Source organism: Flavobacterium sp., from assembly GCF_036405015.1.
Classification (GTDB): domain Bacteria; phylum Bacteroidota; class Bacteroidia; order Flavobacteriales; family Flavobacteriaceae; genus Flavobacterium.
This window is the reverse complement of record NZ_DASWYK010000121.1, coordinates 1-21,115: the sequence shown is the minus strand read 5'-3', so window position 1 is coordinate 21,115 and position 21,115 is coordinate 1. Positions and strand designations below refer to the sequence as shown.

Below are 21,115 nucleotides of genomic sequence, written 5' to 3'. Positions count from 1 at the left end.
GATACGATCAAATATAGCCCATGGTTTCAACCATGGGAACGCAACGTTTTTCCATCTTTGTCTCCCATGGTTGAAACCATGGGCTATGTTTTAAATAGAAAACAAAAAAAGCCACAGATTAAAGGGATTTTATAGATTTTTTTTAAATCATTTTAATCCTTTAATCTGTGGCTAAAAAATTTAGAATTAATATTTTACTTCTTCAAAACATCCGTATTTGGCGCCCATTTCTTCTGCCATTCTGGATATTTTTTCAAAGCTTTTTCAGGTTTATCTGTATACCACGCATAACCTGTTCTTCGTTCACGGCTTACTTCTGCAAGAGAATATAAAAGCTCGCTATCACGGTCGCTGAATAAAGGTTTATGTGTTTTAAGCTCATAGTAACGCGTCCAAATCGGCGGTGCTGTTGGGTCGTTTACAATTCTCACATCATTTTTGATTTTCTTGTATTTTGATTCCATTTCGGGAGCTTGAAAACTTTCTACTCTGGTATTGTAAATTTTAGAATCCTGAAACCATTTTACAGCACTTTGAACAGCATTAATAACCCTTTCATTCGGATTATTAATGTCCATTAAAAACAAAACAATATCAACACTTTCAGCATTGCAGATGCTTGGCGGTTCAAATTTACGCGCCCAAGCAGGTTCAAGTGTTATTTCATCATGTTGTTGACACCATGCTGTTAGTTTTCCATTGTCTTTAATCTGCATTTTTAAAATACAGTCTAAACCATTTTCGTAAACCTTGGCAACTTTTTTTCTGGTTTTAGCATCAATAAAAGCATAATCTGGATCATTATTTACAATCTTTTTTAAGAGATTCATAATTCCCATATACGCTCCGTCGTTAAACGTAATATGACGACTGTAACCTTTTTCCAAAGGAAAATATTGAGGCCAGCCACCGTTTGAGTATTGCGCTTTTAAAGTGAAATTAATTCCACGTAAACAACCATCTTTATATTTTTGGTCTTTTGTAAGTGTATAAACCTGCGCTAAATAATGAATATGCGTGTAAGTCGTTTCATTATCAAAAGTCGTATGTTCAATATATTTCGTTTTAACGACACTATCAATCTGCTGTGGCGTTAGAATGGCTTTCATATCATAATTCTTCGGCCATCCGCCATTATCACGCTGGAAATACAGAATGTTATCGGCGATTTTGGTGTAATCCGTTTCGGCATATTTCGGCTGATTCGGAATCGGATTTATGATATTGGTTTTGTCTTTAATAAAATACCAATGATTGGTGCCGTCTGTAAAAGGTTTTGTACTGATTTCACTTGATTGCGCATTCGAACATACAAATGAAAGTGTACAAAAAGTTGCTAAAAGCAATTTTGAGCCGTTTATGGAATTCGCTTTAAACATACCTCCCTGTTTTTAGAATTTTACCGCTTTTTTAGGAACATCTTTTCCAACTGTTGTAGTTTTAGATAAACCACTTAAGTCGACATTTTTAGTTACTCCACCATCAATTGTAATAGTGTTTGCCGAAGAAGGTTTAAATTCTACATTCTTTAAAGTAAGATTCTGAGCATTATAAATCTCAAAAGCATTTTTAGCTTCAATGTCCAATTGTACGTTGGTAATTTTTAGTCCTTTAGCATCAATAATTGAAAAACCTTTTTCAGCTTTGGCAATTAAATTGGTAATTTCAATATTTTCTAAATTCATTTCAGGAAGACCTTGTAAAAATACAGCTTGCTGAGCACCTTTAATCGTAATATTTTTAATTGAAATATTCTTGAATTGAGGTGTTTCAACCGTTACAGGCATTGCTTTATTTACGATTTTATCTCCGCCTTCTTCTAAAGTTTCAGCAATAGATTTTCCTCCATAATACAAATTGAAAGAAATAGCCTGTGAAGGAATATCAGTCATAAATACATCCGAAATAAAGATGTTTTCTACAACACCACCTCTTCCGCGAGCACTTTTGAAACGTAAACCCACATCAGTTCCCATAAAGGTACAGTTTGAAACGTGAAGGTTTTTTACACCACCAGACATTTCGCTACCAACTGTAACTCCTCCGTGACCGTGATATACGATATTGTTTCTCACAATAATATTTTCGCAAGGAACACCTCTTTCGCGTCCGTCTTTATCTTTACCAGACTTAATACAAATGGCATCGTCTCCAACATCGAAACTTGAATTTTCAACCAATACATTTTTACAGCATTCTACGTCAAGACCGTCTCCGTTTTGCGAATACCACGGGTTACGAACCGTTGTATTTCTAACAATTAAATCTTCAACCATAAAAGGGTGAATGTTCCATGCCGGTGAATTTTGAAAAACAGGTCCGTCAAATAAAACTCTTTTACTGTTTTGAATACTTACCAGTACAGGACGAAGGAAATCATGAATTTTTTCGAATTCTTCTTTTGTTTTTAAGTCAGGACGAACATTTTGGTCGGCACCTTTAGAAGCATTCATGAAAATCTCTGATGGATACCAACTCGTTTTTTCTTTATTTAAAACGCCACCTCTTGAAATAACTTCTTTCCATTGGCTTTCAGTCAATTTACCTTTTTTAACCTGTCTCCAAACTTCTCCAGAACCATCCCAAACACCATTTCCTGTAAAAGCAATGTTTTCAAGGTTTTTACCATAAATAGGAGAGATGCATCTCCATGTATTTAATCCCTCAAAATTGGTTTCTATAAGAGGATAAAGAGATTTGTCGGTAGAAAATTTAATCAAAGCGCCTCTTTCAGCATGCAATTCGATATTGCTTTTTAGAATGATTGGTCCCGTAAGCCAGATTCCTGGAGGAATAACGACTTTTCCACCACCTTTTTTTGAAACAGCATCTATGGCATCTGCAAATGCTTTTGTGTTTAACACGTATCCGCCGTTTACCGCTCCAAAGTCTTTAATGTTTACGGTGTTATTTGGAATAACAGGTTCATTAATTTTTGACATAGTAAATTCGACATTGTAGTCATTTGCTTTTTGGGCATTGCTGGGATTGGAGAAGCTCAATGCCAAAATGCTCACGGCAGTACAAAAAAGGTTAGTTAAGTTAGTTTTCATTCTGATTTGTATTATGGTTGTTTTTTAATGATACTAGATGTCAAGTCGATTTTTTAATTTGTATTTTTTTAGATGATGAATAAAATTTCCATTTTAAAAACTACAAATTGATAATGTAATCGATTACACAAATCTATTAAAAAAATATTACCAAACTATAATTTTGATTAAATTATAACAGAATTTTTATGAATTTGATTTTTTTACCGATTAGTTGGAATCAAAAACATAAATAAATTTTTACTAATGAAATCTTTAATAACATCAAAATAACGTTCTAAGTCTGAAGATTACAGGAGGGTACAGGATGGTCGTAATTTTATGTTCCTTTATATTAGACGAATTATTTGGTAAAAGTGTTAAAAATACATTTATTTGTAAAATAATTACTGCTTCTATTGAATGCCTAATAATTTTATTCCAAGAAAAAAATCAAAAATCTAAATAATGCGCTTAAATTCTATTACTAAAATACTCGTTGTCTTTTTGTTAATCGTCACTTCATTTTCTATGAGTGGGGCTGAAATTTGGGTTTCTCCAAAAGGGAACGATAAAAATTCGGGAACAAAAGAGAGTCCGTTGGCAACAGTTCATATGGCAATGCGAAAAGCCAGAGAACTTCGTCGACTAAAAGATACATCAGTAAAAGACGGAATTAGAATTATAGTAATGAAGGGAACGTATTACTTAAACGAACCGTTGTTTGTAAGACCTGAAGATTCTGGAACAGCAGATAGTCCGACTACAATCGAAGCCGATGTAAACGCAAAACCAATTATCAGTGGTGGAATTGAAATCAAAAATTGGACAAAATCGACAACAGTTATAAACGGACTTAAAAAAGGTACTGTTTGGGTTGCTGATGCTCCAAAAAAAGCAGGAAGCATTATCGATTACAGACAATTATGGGTAAATGGTAAAAAAGCCGTAAGAGCCAAAAATACGACTGGAACTACAATGGAACGTATTCTTTCATGGAATCACGAAGAGCAAACGTGTTGGATTCCGTTTAAAGATAAATCGGTTAAGTATGAGCCAGGAATGGAAATGTTTATTGTGCAATGGTGGTCAAATGCGAATCTTCGTATCAAAAATATTGAAGTACAAAAAGACAGCGCCAAACTTTCGTTTGAAGAACCAGAAAGCCGTATTCAAAGCGAGCATCCGTGGCCAGCACCGTGGATTTCTAAAAACAATGGAAATTCGGCTTACTTCTTAAACAATGCTTTTTCACTTTTAAATGAACCTGGAGAATGGTATTTAGACAAGAAAAATGCTAAAATCTATTACATTCCAAGAGCTGGTGAAGAAATTAATTCGGTTACAGTTACAGCGCCAGTTTTAGAAAATTTAGTGGAAGTAAAAGGAACAATCGATTCTCCTGTAAGGCATTTTAGATTTAAAGGAATTTCATTTCAATACAGCAACTGGCTTCGTCCTTCGCAGCAAGGTCATGTTCCTTTGCAATCCGGTTTGTATTTGTTAGACGCTTATAAATTGAAACAACCAGGAACTCCAAATCAGGCGAATTTAGAAAATCAGGCTTGGGTTGGAAGACCTCGCGCAGCAGTTGAAGTGAATTATTCGAATAACATTCAGTTTGAGTCTTGCCGTTTTGAGCATTTGGCTTCGACTGGTTTAGATTTAAATAAAGGAACAAATCACAATACAATAAAAGGAAATTTATTTAAAGATATTGGCGGAAGCGCCATTAATGTTGGGATTTTCTCTGAAGAAGCTTTTGAAGCGCATTTGCCTTTAATCATAAAAGATGAAAGAGAAATGTGTTCTGATGAAGTAATAGCTGATAATTTAATTACGAACGTAACCAATGAAGATTGGGGAACTTTAGGAATCAGTGCTGGTTTTGTTAGAAATATTACAATTGAACACAACGAAATTTCAGATGTATCGTACTCTGGAATTGCAATGGGTTGGGGTTGGACGCATACGCCGAACGTAATGCAGAACAATAAAATTTTAGGAAATAAAATTCATCATTACGCAAAACATTTACACGATGTAGCTGGAATCTACACGCTTTCTGCACAACCTGGAAGCCGAATAGAAGAAAATTATATTGACAAGGTTTACAACAGTCCTTATGCACACGACCCGTTTTTATGGTTGTATTTGTATACCGATGAAGGTTCTGAAGGTTTTACGATTAAAAATAACTGGATTGCTGAAAAGAAAATCTTAAAAAATCATAACGGTCCAAAAGGAAATATCTGGGAACACAACGATCCGTATGTAAGCACAAAAATTAAAGATGATGCCGGAATTAGAGCGCCTTACAAAGATTTAGAAAAAGAAGTTGTAATCGACGAAAAATGGGGATTGCAGGAAATGCCTAAACCGTATGCAATTGAATTGATAGGTTCTGATTTTGATATCGAAAAAATTAAATCAACTTTGGTTGGATTCAGAATCGTGGGGCAGGAATTGTACCAATGGAAAAATCATTTGGTGATTTACGGAAAAATGAATCAGCCAGAAAGAACTAAGAGAAAATTGGCGGGCGCTTTTCCTTCTTTAGAAATTAAAATATACGATGATTTGGTTTACGATTTCCAAAACTTCGAAAGATGCAAAGATTCAAAACCAGCATCAGATTGGGAAAATGTGGTTTTAACTGCCAATCTTCCTGCTGATGAAAAACTGCAGAAAGAATATGTAGAATATCATAAAACGCAATTCGAGAAATGGCCAGAAGTAGCAAAAGGTTTTTGTAATGCTGATTTCCAGCAGTTGCAAGTCTTTAAAAAAGACAGACAATTAATCTTGGTAATCAGTATTCCGAAAGGTGAAAATCTGGATAAATTAAATCCGAAAACAACACAAAACAATCCGCGTGTAGACGACTGGAATGCCTTAATGAAAAAATACCAAAGTGGTATCGATGGCACAAAACCAGATGAGACTTGGATTTTCTTAAACAAAGTAGAAATAGAAACAAAAAAATAATACGTTGAGAAATATTTTGCCACAGATTAAAGGATTTTCACAGATTAGAAAAAATCATTTTAATCCTTTTAATCTGTGGCTAAAAAACAATCTAAAAATCTAAAATCAACAATCTAAAATAACCACAACCCATGTTAAAAATAGCCATTCTCGGACTTGGAGAAGGACGAAGCACAATGTCGGCAGCCTTAGAAAGTTCAAAATTAGAACTTGTAAAAGTGTGCGACAGAAACGAAGAAATCTGCAAGCAGAGAGCAAAAGAATTCGATTTTCATTCGTACACCACCAATTATGATGATTTATTGAATGATGAATCGATTGATATTATCGCGATTTATACGCCAGATCATTTGCATGCACAACACGTAAAACAAGCTTTGTTAAGTGGAAAACATGTTGTTTGTACAAAACCGTTCATCGATGATTTATCTGATGCTAAAGAACTCTTAGAATTAAGTAAATCGACAGGAAAAAAGGTTTTCATTGGACAAAGTTCACGTTTCTTCGAACCAGCAAAAAGACAAAGAGCAGATTACGAAGCAGGATTAATTGGAGATTTGATTACCATTGAAGCCCAGTATCATGCTGACCATAGATGGTTTTTAAAGAAAGAATGGTCGCTTTTACAGTCATTTAAATGGTTGTACGGAGGTTTGAGCCATCCTGTAGATTTCATAAGATGGTATCTTCCAAACATTCAGGAAGTTATGGGTTACGGAATGATTAGCGCTAATGGACAATCGGCGGGATTGAAAAATGAAGATACGATGCACTTTATTTTTAAAGCAACTGACGGTAGAATTGCCCGTGTAAGTGGTGTTTATACTTCGCCAACTCAGCCAGCGCAACGCGATAGCGGCATGAGTACCATTTTGAGAGCAACAGAAGGCGCAAGCCAAGCCGATTATCACGAATTGCGTTATGCGGTTACTGATAAAACTGGCGAAGAAAAAGTAATTACTTGGGGCGACAGCACTTTAAAATATTATTTCCGTTTTGAAGGACAAAGTCATCATGGCGGAGAATATCAGAATTATTTAGAATATTTTGTAGATAGTATCGAACAGAATTTCGAAGCCTATCCAAACATGGAAGAAGGAATTGGAACCGTAGCTTTATTACAAGCAATGGACAAATCGCTGCAAACTGGAATGCCGGTTAAAATTGCGGATATTCTTAATGAATACGGACTATGAACAGTATCTACGATAAATTAACAACACTTGATTTTGTAATTGTGGCTGGTTATTTAGTCGCATTATTAATCATTGGTTATGTGGTAAGTGTCAAGCAGAGAAAGAAAGACGAAACGCTTTTCTTGGCTGGAAATTCATTAAACTGGTACAGCATCGGGTTTAATATGTGGGGAACCAATGTTGGTCCGTCGTCTTTATTAGCCTTTGCTAGTATTGGTTACGCAACGGGAATTGTAGCAGGAAATTTCGAATGGTATGCTTTTGTTTTTTTACTGCTTTTGGCGATGGTTTTTGCACCGCGTTATATTGCGAGTAAAGTAAGCACCATGCCCGAGTATATGGGAAAACGCTACGGCGACAGTACTCAAAACATTTTGGCTTGGTACGCTTTGGTAAAAATATTAGTAAGCTGGTTGTCTTTAGGATTATTCAGTGGAGGTGTTTTAGTACGTCAGATTTTGGGAATTCCGATGTGGCAAAGCGTTACCGTTTTAGTGATTTTCTCTGGAATTTTCACTTTTGCAGGTGGATTAAAAGCGATTGCAAAAGTCAACGTTTTTCAGATGATTCTACTGATTGTAGTTTCATTAACGCTTTCGTATTTAGGATTGCAGAAAGTGGGCGGAATCGAAGCTTTAGCAGCAAAAACACCATCAAATTTTTGGAATTTAGTTCGTCCTTCTGATGATGCAAGTTATCCATGGCCAGCTATTTTATTAGGATATCCTGTTGCTGCAGTTGCTTTTTTCTGTACGGACCAATCAATGGTGCAGAGTGTTTTAGGAGCGAAAAACCTAGAGCAAGGACAACTTGGAGTGAACTTCATTGGATGGCTGAAAGTGATGGCGCTTCCGCTATTTATTTTGCCTGGAATTTTGTGCTACGCTTTGTATCCTGAATTAGGAGAAAACTCCGATTTAGCTTATATGACAATGGTTACGAACCTTTTCCCAAGCGGAATGAACGGTTTGGTAATCTGCGTAATGATTGCCGTTTTGGTAGGAACAATTGGTTCTTCACTGAATGCTTTGAGCACCGTTTTTACGAATGATATTTATGTAAAGAAAATCAACCCGACAGCGACTATTAAAGACCAGATTAGAATTGGTCGTTTAACGATTGCTGCTGGTTGTGTATTTGCGATTTTGATTGCCGTTGCAATTGACAATATCAAAGGACAGAATTTATTCAACATTTTTCAGGCAGTTTTAGGTTTCTTGGCGCCTTCGTTATCTGTTGTGTTCCTTTTGAGTGTTTTCTGGAAACGCACCACTAAAAAAGCCGTAAATGCAACGCTTTCTTGGGGTTCTGCTTTTAGTTTATTTGTTGGAGTTTTATACTTGTGGATTTTCCCAGCCGATAAATACCCAGTTTGGCCTCACTTTTTATTGATTTCGTTTTACATTTTTGCTGTGCTTTTAATTACTGCGGTGATTATTTCTTTAGTTGATAAGAATCCTGAACTTAATGTTTCAGATGAAACAGATATTCCTAAAACTAGTAAGAAAGTCAAAGTGTTATTTGGCCTATTAGGCTTGACAATCTTTGTTTTGTATCTAATTTTCAATTTCCATTAAATAGAAATTGCTCGCAAAGTCGCTAAGACGCAAAGTTTATTTCTTTTAAGTTTTTAAAAAACAAACTTTGCGTCTTAGCGACTTTGCGAGCTTAATTATTTTTTTAGGCAAAGAATCTCAAACATAGCCCAAGGTTTCAACTTAAAAACACATAACATTCAAAGAACGTTATGTGTTTTTACATTTATAGAGAGAAATTGCTTGCGAAGCACAATCTAAATCACTTTTGCTATTTGTGTATTTACACGAATATTATTAGGAGCGTCCAAACCTGGATTTTCATAAGTAGTGAAATCTAAATTAACACCCGGTCTAAAAATCAGACAGTGTGTAGAACCTCCAAAATGAAACATTCCCAGTTCGTCACCTTTTTTTACAATGTCGCCCGCTTTTACTGTAATTTGACAGCTGGAAACTTCTGCCATCCCGACAGGAATTACACACATAAGTCCAATGGCTGGATTATCTGCCTCAATAAATATGAGAGCTCTGGTGGCAACTGCTGTTAAAAAAGGTTGTGAATTGTTAGGCGCGCTTGCATCAGGTCCGTCTGGATTGTAGAAACCTTGATAGAGATTTTCTAAATAATAAGTACCGTTTACAATTTCCGTTTTTACGATTCTGCCGTTTACAGGACTGTGCCAGCGATGGTAGCTCAAAGCACTCAAAAAAGCCTGATAAACTGTTCCTCCATCAAATTGAGGAGCTAATTCATCAAAATTCATCATGTTTTCTAATGAATACGGCTGTCCTTTTAACCAAAATTGATCCGACAAAGCTACATTTTTAGCTACTTGCAAAGGTGCCGACTCACAAGCGTTTACAATAATCGAATCGTCATTAGGTGCAGTTACTGGACGTATATTTTTGCAAAACAATCTGGTAAAAAAATCATCCCAACTTTTAAATCCGTAATACGGATCTGAAGTATTGGACTGAAAAACATCAGAAAATGTGGCGTTGACAGGAATAGGATTCGGTTCTAAACCTAAAGCACCTTTGGCAACTTGCATCATTTCAGATTGTGCTAATTCGCTCAACCATGCAATTACATTTTCTGAAGCATCATTGTCTATCAAAACATATCTAGAATCTTCTGAAGTCAAGAATTTAGACCAATACTTTAATATTTTTTTTAATTGCTGATTAACCAATGCATTTGAAAAAACATCATACCCAAAACTGGTTGCCATTGGCCACGCTAAAAGGGCATTAATTGGAAAACCAATCATACCTGCAGGAGTTTGATTTCCGGGAGCACCAGTTTGATAAGCTTCTGGAGCAGTTCTCATGATTCCGTTTAGTAAATAAAGGAAATCTTCAAAAGTCATAGGTTCTGGTTCCCAAACCAAAGGAGTTTGTTTTTTTAGAAAATGAGCTTCGGCAAACATTCCTTGCACATTCGCATACAAAACAGGGTCTGAATATACTAGATTTTGAAATTCGGCAATTTCTGGAATGAGAAATGTTGGATATTTTTTGGTAAAGTTCCTAATTTTCTGTGTCCAATTTTCAATAATTTGCGGGTCTTGGGGCAACCAGCTTCCTAATAATTGCTTTGCTTTGATAAATGTAGTTGTTTCCATAATTTTTTAGGTTAAATTAATAACTAAGGTATTTCAGAAAATAATTTGAAAATTTTAATTAGTTACGAAAGCCTGTTTTTATGTTATGAAAAGCCTGTATTGTGGATAGGAAACCAAAAAAATGATTATAGGAAAATTTTTATATAATGAAATTTCTTTTTTATGAATTGCCTCCAGTTTTAGCTGGAGGTATAAAGTAAGAATAGAAAAAGGCTTTAGCCAAAAAACGTGTAGTTTGGCTAAAGCCTTTTGAGCTTTGTGTTAATTTTTATCCAGCTAAAGCTGGACGCAATTGAATTATAATATTTAAAATAAATTTTGCGCCTTAGCGACTTCGCTGCAAAACTTAAAAATTAAGCCTTCTTTCTCCCTTCAATATTCGGTAAAAATCCAGTAATAATTCCAATCAAAGGCAGGAATGCACAAATTTTAAATACATATTCAATACTTGTAGCATCGGCAATTTTTCCTAAAACAGCAGAACCTAATCCGCCCATTCCGAAAGCAAATCCAAAGAAAAGACCTGCTACTAAGCCAACTTTTCCTGGCATTAATTCGGTTGCATAAACTAAGATTGCAGAGAAAGCCGAAGAAAGAATCAATCCGATAATTACAGATAAAGTTCCAACCCAGAATAAAGAGACATAAGGCAACATCAAAGTAAACGGAGCAACTCCAAGAATAGAAACCCAGATTACATATTTTCTTCCAAAACGGTCACCAATTGGTCCTCCAATTAAAGTTCCTGCTGCAACAGCTCCAGAGAACAAGAATAAGTATACTTGTGACTGCTGAATTGAAATATGGAATTTATCAATCAAAAAGAAAGTATAATAACTCGTAATGCTGCTCATGTAGAAGTATTTAGAGAAAATTAAAACCAATAGAATAACTAATGAAGCAATTACACGGTTTTTAGATAAATGGTGCGTTTCAATTTTATGAGCTGATTTATTAGCCATTCTTTCAGATAAATGAGCAGTATACCAAATCGCAATTCTGTACAAAGTAAAAACGCCAATTAAAGCAATAATACAAAACCAAGCTACATAACTTTGTCCATGCGGAATGATAATAAAAGCCGCCAATAAAGGTCCGATGGCACTTCCTGCATTTCCTCCTAATTGAAAGATAGACTGCGCCAATCCTTTTTTACCGCCCGAAGCCAAATGCGCTACACGAGAAGATTCTGGGTGGAAAATAGAAGATCCAATTCCGATTAAGCTTACTGACATTAATAAGAAAACAAAACTAGTCGCGATAGACACTAGAAATAATCCAGTCATCGTAAAACACATTCCAATAACTAAAGAATAGGGTCTAGAATTTTTATCGGTATACATTCCAACAAAAGGCTGCAGGATTGAAGCTACGATTTGGTAAGTAAAAGTGATAATTCCGATCTGCGTAAAGCTCAGTCCAAAATTGTCTTTAATAAGCGGATAAATTGAAGGGACAACAGCTTGTAAAAGGTCATTGATTAAATGCGAAAAGCTGATTATAAAAAGTATCGAATACGTTGTTTTTTTAATTACTTCTGGTTGTACTTTAACGGTTTCCATGAGTTATATTTAGATTAATGGTAATTTTAAAAATAACAGCTGAATTATTTTTTTACAAAATTGAAACAAATTAGAATGTCAAAATTGCTATATTTGGACAATGAATAGTCAATATCGGACATATAGAATGGCAACGGATTTTGGATATCAAGTTGATTCCTCGATCCCAGTTATTGGTTATACCGAAATGGTAACCAACGAAGAGTGTATTTCCCATTCGCATCCAAGAGGTCAGTTAATCTATGCGACACGCGGCGTTATGAATGTTGTGGTAGGAAATAATATTTGGGTTGTAAATCCGCTTCAAGGTTTGTGGCTTCCCGGTGGAGTAGAGCATCAGGTTACTTTTCAGAAAGATGTAAATTATTATAGCGTTTTTATCGATCCGTCTGCAATGAAAGGATTGCCAGAAAAGAGTTTTTCATTTGATATTCCGATGTTTTTGAAACAATTAGTTTTCAAAATCATTTCTTTTGGAACAAGCGGAAACTTAAGTGAATCACAAAGAAGAATAATTGCTGTTTTTTTGGATGAATTAGCATTAATTATTCCAAGCGCCACTTTCTTGCCAACTACAAACAACGAAAGACTTCAAAAAGTGGTTGAACTTTTAATGAATGACATTGCCAGCAAACAAAATATTGATTATTATGCTGAACTTTCTTTTATGAGCAGCCGAACTTTATCACGCTTATTCATAAAAGAATTAGGAATGAATTTCAGCGATTGGCGTACGCGAATGAAATTACTGGAAGCCATTAAAAGATTGGGAGAAAAACAATCTATAAAAGAAATCGCTTTAGATTTAGGTTACGAAACAGCTAGCGCTTTCATTTTTATGTTCAAGAAACATTTAGGAACAACACCTTCTAATTATATTTTGGAAGATGAGAACGAATCTGAAAAACTGATTGCTTAAACTATAGATTAGGACGCGGATAAAACGGATTCACTTTCGCGAAGACGCGGGTGAACACGTTTTTTTTTTTTTTTATTATCATCAATAGCTTTGTCAAAGTTTTAAACTTTGACAAAGCTTGCTACGTTGATATAATTAAAATCCGCGTAAATCAGCGTCTTCGCGAAAGCGAATCCGTGTCATCAGCGTACGTAAAAATCTCAACATCATTTTTTTTAATACTAAAAAAGTGATACCCCATAATTTTTCCCTTAAAAAATTATCAAATAGTGCGATCATTTATGAAATAACAGGACAGTACAGGTTGTGAAATGTAATTATAACACTTATCTTTAGTCCCAAAATAAACTTACTATGCTAAACCGCTCTTCCGTTTTTAAAATTTTATTTCTTTATGTTGCTTTTTTTTGTTGTTCTCTAGTATCTGCACAGGAAAAATCAAAAGAAGCGACATGGATTTGGTATCCAGGCGATTTCGAAGTTTGGTTGAGCAATAAAATGCAAGTAAGACGTACAGAACGCGAAGCAGTTTTTCCGCCACTTTGGCAATATTATAGCCCTTATGCTTTGGTGACTTTTCAAACCGAAGTAGATATTCCAAAGCCAGATGAAGTGAAAATATTCTCTGAAGGACCTTTTCAATTACTTTTAGATGGCGTTCAAATTTATGGACAGCCAAAATCAATAAAAATTCCTGATGGAAAACACAAAATTTCTTTTAAAGTTTACAATCAGGAAGTATTGCCAGCGATTTATATTTCTGGTCAATATGTGAAATCTGATTCCTCTTGGAAAGTAACCAATGAAGATAAACTTTGGATTGACGAAGCCGGAAAAGCACAACAATCTGGTACGCCTTGGGTTCCTGTTGGTTCTTGGAATTTTGATTCGGCAGAAAATAAACCTTCTGAATTTAAATTAACAACCAAACCATTAAGTGCTAAGAAAACAGAAAAAATAGCGGGTGGTGAATTAGTAGATTTCGGAAAAGAAACTTTTGGTTACATCAAAATTCACGGTTTAAAAGGAAAAGGTAAAGTAGCCCTTTATTACGGCGAATCTCGTGAAGAAGCTTTGGATTCTGCGAAATGCGAAACTTTAGATCATTTATCTTTCGATGGAAAACAATCTGAAACTTACACGCACGATGGATCAAAAGCATTCCGCTATGTTCAAGTACAAGCAGATGCAGGTGTGAAATACGATTCGATTTCGATGCTTTATGAATATCTGCCATTAGATTATCGTGGCGCCTTCAAATCTTCAGATCAATTATTGAATAAAATTTGGGATGTGTCGGCTTACACGATGCATTTAACTTCTCGTGAATTTTTTATTGACGGAATCAAACGTGACCGTTGGGTTTGGTCTGGAGATGCGTATCAAAGTTATTTAATGAACTATTATTTGTTCTTTGATTCGCCTTCTGTTGAACGAACAATGTCAGCGCTTCGCGGAAAAGATCCTGTAACGGCTCACGTTAATATCATTATGGATTATTCGTTGTATTGGTTTGTAGGTGTTTACGATTACTACTTACACACAGGTGATACAAAATTCATCAAAACATACTATCCAAGAATGAAATCATTGATGGATTTCTGTTTAGAAAGAAGAAACAAAAACGGATTCTTAGAGCCACTAGAAGGCGACTGGGTTTTTATTGATTGGGCAGATGGATTGCCAAAGACAGGAGAAGTTAGTTTTGAACAAATGCTTTTGGCAAGAAGTTTAGAAGCCATGGCTGTTAGCGCTGAAATCGCTGGTAAAAATGAAGACCAAAGACAATATCAAAAATTAGCTGCCGATTTAAAAACCAACTTATTTGATGTCTTTTGGGATAAAAAAGAAAACGTAATGAAACATCAGCGTATCGATGGAAAAATGCAAAATATTGTAACCAGATACGCTAATATGTTTGGTATTTTCTTCAATTATTTTAATGAAGAACAAAAGCAAAGTGTGAAAAATAAAGTATTACTGAATAAAGATGTTCTTCAAATTACAACGCCTTACATGCGTTTTTATGAGTTAGAAGCCTTGTGCGCAATGGACGAACAGAAATTTGTTCTTAATGAAATTCGCGATTATTGGGGCGGAATGTTAAATCTCGGAGCAACATCATTCTGGGAAAAATACGATCCAAAACAAAGTGGAAAAGACCATTTAGAAATGTACGGTCGCCCTTACGGAAAAAGCCTTTGCCACGCGTGGGGAGCAAGTCCGATTTACTTATTAGGAAAATATTATTTAGGTGTAAAACCAACCGCTCCAGGTTATTCAGAATATGAAATCAAACCAAATTTAGGAGGTTTAAAATGGATGGAAGGAAAAGTTCCAACACCAAACGGAGAAGTTGCTGTGTATTGCAGTACCAAAGAAATTAAAGTAAAAGCAGGTGAAGGAGAAGGAAAATTAATTTTCAAAAGTGCAAGCAAACCAAAAACAAACTCAGGAACAATTACAGAATTAGCAAAAAATAAATATCAGCTGATTGTGAAGCCAAATGTGGAGTATGTAATAAATTATAAAGCGATTTAAGTTTTAAGTTAAGTTTATCGTTACAGTTTGTCATTCCGACGAAGGAGGAATCACACTCGTAACCACAAAGATTACAACGATAGTTTTGTCATTTCGACGAAGGAGAAATCTCCGCAAGTAACTCCACAAAGATTTTCGATTATACTTGAGGAATTTCTAGTGTGATTCCTCCTTCGTCGGAATGACAAAAAAACTCAAAAAAATAAAAACCAATGTTTTCAAAAGACACAACATCCAATTTCAAAGTAAAAATTGCTTTCCTAATGCTGTTTGCTATCTGCATTCAAGCAACAGCCCAAAACGCATTATGGAAACCAGCCTCATTTGAAATCGTAAAATCAAATTACAAAACTTTCAAAACTACTCAATACGCTCATGTTTTTTCAGGAAGCAAACACAATATCGTTCGTTTAGCTCCAGAATTACAAGGATTGACAGGAATTGAACTTCCATTAGATAAATACAAAAACGGAACAAACACTCCATTACAATTAAAGTTTAAAGAACCTGTAATGGTTTTGGTTGGTGTTTTTCAGGATAAAAATGGGGAGTATCTTCAAGTGAATCAAATTGGAAATAACAATGAGATTATTTCAAATGGAGCTACCATTACGGGTTTACCGCCTGTTGATGTTTATGCAGTTCCTTACGGAAAAGGAACTCACACTATTTTACCAAATCAAAAAGGATTGTTTACTGTTTTAGGAGTTTTAAAAAGCGATCAACAGTTGAATGCAAGAGATGCTAAATTGCCAGATGGAAAACTTTGGAATCCAACATTTATCGTTGAAGGATTTTCAGATGAAAAACCGCTTTTTGAAGTTATTGGCGGAGAAAATAAACCGGTTATTGATGAAGGAATGTCTGGAACTGATGGAATTCAAGGTGGTTTTGAAGGTGGACGCGTTGTAAAAGTTGGTGATACCTATCATATGTTTCCAACAGAAAGAGCAGGAGAAAAAGGTGTTGATTATTACTATGATCGTGTAAAAACCAAAATCGGACATTGGACAAGTAAAGATGCGATTCATTGGAAAAGAGAATCTACTATCTATCAAGCAAGCGGAACTTATGCCGTAACCGAAGATGACAACCCAATGAATGATCGTCGAGCGGCAATTTGGTCTTACATGCCAGTTTTTAATGAAAAAGCAAACAAATGGTACGGCTATTATTTGGCTTATACTGTTAGTAAAGAAATAGAACCAAATCACTCATTCGGAAGAATTTGGCGTTGCGAATCGACTGTTGAAGGAATCAATGGAATCGGTGGTCCTTATAAAGATATGGGAATCATTATGGAACCAGGATTAGATTCTCAACCTTGGGAAGGTCGTCAAGGTGTGGCTTCTTTTTTTCCGTATCAAGTAGGCGACAAATATTTCGGATTTTACAGTGGAGCTTATCCGTTTAATTCTTGGGCAGATTATCCAAAGAAATCAGGAAAAGGCTGGTTTGTGGCTTTAGCCGAATCAAAAAGTTTAGAAGGTCCTTGGTTGAGAATGAACAAAGGTTTGGAGCCAATTAAAACCATGCATCCGCTTTTTGTTGAAAATCCAATTGTAAGCCAATTACCAAACGGATTGTACATCGCAATTTTCGACGGAGGTCCAGACGGCTGGGGACATCATTTACCAAATATGATTGCGTATTCATTATCAGCAGACGGCGTTAATTGGTCAGAAGCACATTATTTACCAATCGAAACCAAAGTTGATAAATGGTGGGATATTATGAGAACGCCATTATGCTTAATCCCAGAAGGAAATGACGTTTACACCATAGTTTATAACGCAATAGATTTAAAAAGAAGATTTCACCCAACAGGAATGATAAAAGTCAAATTGAATAAAGATGTGATGGAATCTAAGTTAAAAGAATTGAAGAAATAATTGAGCATAAATAGAACGCAGATTAAACGGATTTACTTCGTAAAGGTGCTGATTTGCACAGATTTTATTTTAGTTAAAGAAATAAATTAAAGTTTCCCGCAGATTTTGCAGATCAAGCAGATAAAAAAATCAGCTAAATCTGTAAAATCTGCGAGAGAAAAATAAAAAAACTTTGCGCCTTAGCGACTTTGCGAGAGCAATAAATAAAGCTTAGAATTAATCTCGCAAAGACACAAAGTCACAAAGAAAAAAATAAACTTAGAGTCTTAGCGCCCTCGTGGCAAAAGCAAACAAAACATAACCAAAAAATGAAAATTAAGTATCTAATCCTAACCATTTCAGCAGTTGTCCTAACAAGCTGTGCAACCAAATACAAGAAAAGAGAAATTACCGACAGCGTAATGCAGGAAATTTATGAGGAAATAAAAACGCCTTACAAATACGGTTTGGTGATGGTTCCAACGGACAACTCTTATAAAATGGACTGTCCGAGCGTTTTCAGAAAAGACGGCAAATGGTACATGACATACTTAATTTATGATGGAAGAGGTTATGAAACTTGGTTAGCGGAAAGCGACAATTTACTAGACTGGAAGCATCTAGGAAAAGTAATGTCATTCTCAGAAAATGAAAAATACTGGGATGTCAACCAAAAAGCAGGTTATATTTCGTTGCAAGACATGACTTGGGGAGGAAGTTATGAATGGGAAAAATACGATGACAAATACTGGATGAGTTATTTTGGTGGAGACAGCAAAGGTTATGAAGCTGGCGTTTTATCAATCGGAATGGCTTATACGAAAGAAGCGCCGACAAAACCACACGAATTTCAAAGATTAGAAAATCCGGTTTTAACGCCAAAAGACAAGGATGCTAAATGGTGGGATAATAGCACAATGTATAAAAATAGTGTGATTCGTGATAAGGATAAATTGACAGGGCACAATTTTATCATGTATTACAATGCCCGTGGTGATAGTATCAATCCAGCTAAAGGTGCAGAGCGAATTGCGATGGCGGTATCAAATGATATGAAACATTGGGAGCGTTATGGCAATAAACCGTTAATCAATCATCATAAAGGAATTTCTGGAGATGCTTATATTCAGCGTATTAATGATACTTGGGTAATGTTCTATTTTGGAGCTTTCTGGACGGGATGGGATCAAGGTGCATTTAACCGTTTCGCCGTTTCAAATGATTTAGTCAACTGGACCGACTGGAAAGGAGAGGATTTAGTGAAATCATCTGAACCTTACGATGATATGTTTGCTCATAAATCTTTTGTTGTAAAACATGATGGTGTTGTGTATCATTTTTATTGTGCTGTTAACAAAGCAGAACAAAGAGGAATCGCAATCGCAACTTCTAAAGATTTAGGAAAAAGCAAAATGAATTTTGTGGCTCCACCTGAGAAGAAAAAGAAGAACTAAGATATAGTACGTTTCAAACCTAACAGGTTTTAAAAACCTGTTAGGTTTAATAACGGAGAAAATAAATAAAGACACAGTTTTGTCATTTCGACGAAGGAGAAATCTCCGCGAGAAACTCTACAAAGATTTGACTCACATTGCGGAGTTACTTACGGAGATTTCTCCTTCGTCGAAATGACAAAAAAAGGCGAATAAAAAAATAAATTATAATGTTTCAACCAATTCAAAATAATCACTTTTCAAGGTTTCGATTTTCGATACCAAAATCAGTATTCACATTTTACATTTTACTATTCACATCTTACACAATACAGGCCCAATCCGTAACAGGAGAACCAGCAGGAGTTCCAGAACTTCATAAAAAATATGAATTTGCGCCTTGGGAAGATCCAACGATTACAAGCATCAACAGACAGCCTTCGAGAGCAACTGCATACTCGTACACCAGTGTTGAAGACGCTTTAAAAGGTGATAGAACCAAAAGCCGAATCCAAATGCTGAACGGCGATTGGAATTTTAAATATGCAGTAAATTTAAATTTAGCTTCAAAAGATTTCTATAAAAATACCGTTTCAGGTTGGGATAAAATCGAAGTGCCTTCCAACTGGGAAATGAAAGGGTATGATAATCCAATTTATAAAAGTGCTGTTTATCCTTTTAGACCTATAAATCCGCCTTATATTCCTAAAGATTATAATGGAGTAGGTTCTTACCAAAGAAGTTTTACCGTTCCTGAAAATTGGAAAGATATGACCGTTACATTACATTTTGGAGCAGTTAGTTCAGGTTTTGAAGTATGGTTAAACGGAGAATTTTTAGGATACGGAGAAGATAGTTTCTTGCCCTCAGAATTTGATGTTACGCCATATTTAAAAGCAGGAGAAAATGTAGTTTCAGTTCGCGTAATTCGTTGGACAGATGGTTCTTATTTAGAAGATCAGGATCATTGGCGCATGAGCGGAATCCAACGTGAAGTTTTCATTATGGCAGAACCAAAATTGCGTATTCAAGATTTCTTTGTTCAAACGAAATTAGACAAGGAATACAAAGATGCTATTTTCAAACTAAGACCAAAAGTAGAAAACCTTACAGGAGAAAAAATAAAAGATTATACGATGAATGTTCAGTTGTACGATGCCAATAATACGGCAATGTTCAAAGAACCACTTCAAAGACCGGTGATCGATTTGATCAACGAAAGTTATCCTCGTTTGGACAATGTTCGCTTTGGATTCTTCCAAGAGAATATTAAAAATCCTAAAAAATGGAGTTCAGAAGAACCGAATTTATATACGATGGTCATTTCTATAAAAGACAAAAACGGAAATGTTACAGAAGCCAAAAGCTGTAAAGTTGGTTTCCGTTCGATTGAATTCTCGAAAGAAAACGGAAAAATGCTCATCAACGGAAAAGAGACTTATGTGTATGGCGTAAACCGTCACGATCATCATCCAACAAGAGGAAAAGCGGTTACGAGAGAAGACATCAAACAAGATATTACGACGATTAAAAAGTTTAATTTCAACTTTATACGTACGAGCCATTATCCAAACGATCCTTATTTCTACGAATTATGCGACCAATACGGAATTATGGTTATGGACGAAGCCAACCAAGAAACACACGGAATTGGCGGTAAGTTAAGCAACGATCCACAGTGGACAAATGCTTACATGGAACGTATGATCAGAATGGTAGAACGCGATAAAAACCATCCGTCTGTGGTAATGTGGAGTTTAGGTAACGAAGGAGGAAAAGGACCAAATCACTCGGCAATGTCGGGTTGGGTTCACGATTTCGATATTACACGTCCAGTACATTATGAGCCAGCGCAAGGAAATGCAAAATTAGACGGTTACATCGACCCGCTTGATCCAAGATATCCAAAAACAATCGATCACGCTTATAGATTCGAAAACCCGCAAGACGATTCGTATGTAGATATGGTGAGCCGTTTTTATCCAGGCGTTTTCACACCGAAGTTTTTAGTAGATCAAAAGAAAGATACAAGACCAATTATTTTCGTTGAATATTCTCATGCAATGGGGAATTCAGTTGGGAATCTAAAAGAATTATGGGATGAATTCCGCTCGCTTCCAAGAGTTATTGGAGGCTGTATTTGGGAATTTAAAGACCAAGGTTTAGTGAAATTTGATTCAAGATCGGGTCAGAATTATTTTGCGCATGGAGGAGATTTTGGTGAAAAATACCATGACGGAAATTTCAATACAAAAGGAATTGTTGATTCTAACGGAAAACCAAAAGGTTCGATTTTTGAAAATAAATGGGTATATCAACCAGCGATTTCAACTTTAAACGGAAATCAATTAGAAATTAAAAATCGTCAGGCGGTTAAATCTTTAGAAGGTTATGTTCCTGTTTTAAAAGT

The 21,115-nt window shown here is 35.5% G+C and carries 12 protein-coding genes; 8 read left to right on the top strand and 4 right to left on the bottom strand.

From position 1 onward, the window contains the following. Window positions 1-194 precede the first annotated feature (194 nt). Window positions 195-1,379 (bottom strand): pectate lyase, encoded by a 1,185-nt coding sequence (pelA, locus tag VGE71_RS09310; RefSeq protein WP_331138077.1) that lies wholly within the window; start codon window positions 1,377-1,379, stop codon window positions 195-197. A 12-nt stretch (window positions 1,380-1,391) separates the two neighbouring features. After that, complete coding sequence (locus VGE71_RS09305; RefSeq protein ID WP_331138076.1) at window positions 1,392-3,053, bottom strand: glycoside hydrolase family 28 protein; 1,662 nt, start codon at window positions 3,051-3,053, stop codon at window positions 1,392-1,394. Window positions 3,054-3,500: 447 nt separating this feature from the next. Between VGE71_RS09305 and VGE71_RS09300 the strand changes: the two genes are divergently transcribed. The 3 genes from VGE71_RS09300 to VGE71_RS09290 all read left to right on the top strand — a co-directional run bounded on the left by VGE71_RS09300 (window position 3,501) and on the right by VGE71_RS09290 (window position 8,793). After that, entirely contained in the window at window positions 3,501-6,020 is a 2,520-nt protein-coding gene (locus VGE71_RS09300; protein ID WP_331138075.1) for a right-handed parallel beta-helix repeat-containing protein, read from the top strand. A gap of 131 nt (window positions 6,021-6,151) precedes the next feature. After that, window positions 6,152-7,216: a Gfo/Idh/MocA family oxidoreductase gene (locus VGE71_RS09295; protein WP_331138074.1), complete on the top strand. Its 1,065-nt coding sequence runs from the start codon at window positions 6,152-6,154 to the stop codon at window positions 7,214-7,216. Then, window positions 7,213-8,793, top strand: a complete 1,581-nt coding sequence (locus tag VGE71_RS09290; protein ID WP_331138073.1) for a sodium:solute symporter — start codon at window positions 7,213-7,215, stop codon at window positions 8,791-8,793. Before VGE71_RS09295 ends, VGE71_RS09290 begins: the two co-directional genes overlap by 4 nt. Window positions 8,794-9,008: 215 nt before the next feature. Here the strand turns inward: VGE71_RS09290 and VGE71_RS09285 are convergent, their stop codons facing one another. After that, window positions 9,009-10,379, bottom strand: coding sequence for a phosphatidylserine decarboxylase family protein (locus VGE71_RS09285; RefSeq protein ID WP_331138072.1), 1,371 nt, complete (start codon window positions 10,377-10,379; stop codon window positions 9,009-9,011). 353 nt (window positions 10,380-10,732) lie between these two features. Then, window positions 10,733-11,941, bottom strand: coding sequence for an MFS transporter (locus VGE71_RS09280; RefSeq protein ID WP_331138071.1), 1,209 nt, complete (start codon window positions 11,939-11,941; stop codon window positions 10,733-10,735). A 127-nt stretch (window positions 11,942-12,068) separates the two neighbouring features. Between VGE71_RS09280 and VGE71_RS09275 the strand changes: the two genes are divergently transcribed. From VGE71_RS09275 to VGE71_RS09255, 5 genes are all read left to right on the top strand, one after another. Then, window positions 12,069-12,860, top strand: a complete 792-nt coding sequence (locus VGE71_RS09275) for a helix-turn-helix transcriptional regulator (protein ID WP_331138070.1) — start codon at window positions 12,069-12,071, stop codon at window positions 12,858-12,860. A 354-nt stretch (window positions 12,861-13,214) separates the two neighbouring features. After that, window positions 13,215-15,401 (top strand): alpha-rhamnosidase, encoded by a 2,187-nt coding sequence (locus VGE71_RS09270; RefSeq protein WP_331138069.1) that lies wholly within the window; start codon window positions 13,215-13,217, stop codon window positions 15,399-15,401. A 212-nt stretch (window positions 15,402-15,613) separates the two neighbouring features. Beyond that, window positions 15,614-17,293, top strand: coding sequence for a hypothetical protein (locus VGE71_RS09265; RefSeq protein WP_331138068.1), 1,680 nt, complete (start codon window positions 15,614-15,616; stop codon window positions 17,291-17,293). Window positions 17,294-17,601: 308 nt separating this feature from the next. Then, on the top strand, window positions 17,602-18,726 hold the full coding sequence (locus tag VGE71_RS09260; RefSeq protein ID WP_331138067.1) for a glycosylase: 1,125 nt from the start codon (window positions 17,602-17,604) through the stop codon (window positions 18,724-18,726). A 209-nt stretch (window positions 18,727-18,935) separates the two neighbouring features. Beyond that, the coding region (locus VGE71_RS09255; protein WP_331138066.1) for a glycoside hydrolase family 2 TIM barrel-domain containing protein at window positions 18,936-21,115 on the top strand (2,180 nt) is incomplete at its 3' end.

Coding starts and splice junctions, on each gene's coding strand:
- pelA (WP_331138077.1), bottom strand. CDS start 1,379: ATGTTTAAAGCGAATTCCATAAACGGCTCAAAATTGCTTTTAGCAACT.
- VGE71_RS09305 (WP_331138076.1), bottom strand. CDS start 3,053: ATGAAAACTAACTTAACTAACCTTTTTTGTACTGCCGTGAGCATTTTG.
- VGE71_RS09300 (WP_331138075.1), top strand. CDS start 3,501: ATGCGCTTAAATTCTATTACTAAAATACTCGTTGTCTTTTTGTTAATC.
- VGE71_RS09295 (WP_331138074.1), top strand. CDS start 6,152: ATGTTAAAAATAGCCATTCTCGGACTTGGAGAAGGACGAAGCACAATG.
- VGE71_RS09290 (WP_331138073.1), top strand. CDS start 7,213: ATGAACAGTATCTACGATAAATTAACAACACTTGATTTTGTAATTGTG.
- VGE71_RS09285 (WP_331138072.1), bottom strand. CDS start 10,379: ATGGAAACAACTACATTTATCAAAGCAAAGCAATTATTAGGAAGCTGG.
- VGE71_RS09280 (WP_331138071.1), bottom strand. CDS start 11,941: ATGGAAACCGTTAAAGTACAACCAGAAGTAATTAAAAAAACAACGTAT.
- VGE71_RS09275 (WP_331138070.1), top strand. CDS start 12,069: ATGGCAACGGATTTTGGATATCAAGTTGATTCCTCGATCCCAGTTATT.
- VGE71_RS09270 (WP_331138069.1), top strand. CDS start 13,215: ATGCTAAACCGCTCTTCCGTTTTTAAAATTTTATTTCTTTATGTTGCT.
- VGE71_RS09265 (WP_331138068.1), top strand. CDS start 15,614: ATGTTTTCAAAAGACACAACATCCAATTTCAAAGTAAAAATTGCTTTC.
- VGE71_RS09260 (WP_331138067.1), top strand. CDS start 17,602: ATGAAAATTAAGTATCTAATCCTAACCATTTCAGCAGTTGTCCTAACA.